Here is a 698-nt window from a genome sequence, read left to right on the forward strand (position 1 = left end):
CGGGCGAGCCGGCCGGCCGGGCCATGCTCTGCCGCATCTCGCCGCAGTGGCTGCAGCAGTGCGCGGCCGGTGCGCTGGCGGACGCGCCCCGGCAGGACCTGCAGTCCTTGCTCGCCGCGGCGGCCTGATCCCGTTGCTGGGCGCGTTCAAGATCCCCGAGTCGGTGCTGGTGGTGGTCCACACCCCGGCGCTGGATGTGTTGCTGATCCACCGGGCGGGCGGTGGCGACCACTGGCAGTCGGTCACCGGCAGCAAGGACTGGCCCGAGGAGCCCTTCGAGGATGCGGCGGTGCGCGAAGTGTGCGAGGAAACCGGCATCGATGCCCGCGCCCCCGGCTGCGTGCTGACCGACTGGGCGCTGGAGAACGTCTACGACATCTGGCCGCAGTGGCTGCATCGCTACGCGCCGGGCGTGGTGCGCAACCGCGAGCGGCTGTTCGGCCTGTGCGTGCCCCAGGGCACGCCGGTGGTGCTGAGCCCGCGCGAGCATGTGGCGTGGCGCTGGCTGCCTTGGCGCGATGCGGCGCTGGCCTGCTTTTCGCCCTCCAATGCCGAGGCGTGCCTGATGCTGCCCCGGTTCACGCCGCCCGCCTGATCGCGGCTTGCAGGCCAGCGCTACATCGGCCGCAGGCGCAGCACCGCCGCGAGATCGGCCGGTTCGGGCAGTGGCGAGGCGGGTGACGAAGGCGAGGCGGGCG

At 73.2% G+C, this 698-nt stretch carries 1 protein-coding gene; it reads left to right on the top strand.

The window, feature by feature from the left end; genetic code table 11:
* Window positions 1-133: 133 nt before the first annotated feature.
* Window positions 134-595 carry a dihydroneopterin triphosphate diphosphatase gene (gene nudB / locus AC27IQ_RS26360; RefSeq protein WP_487091420.1) on the top strand — a complete coding sequence of 154 codons (462 nt, stop codon included), beginning with the start codon at window positions 134-136 and terminating at the stop codon, window positions 593-595.
* The last annotated feature ends 103 nt before the right edge of the window (window positions 596-698 follow it).

It is taken from the genome of Acidovorax sp. KPB24-07 (genome assembly GCF_057543315.1).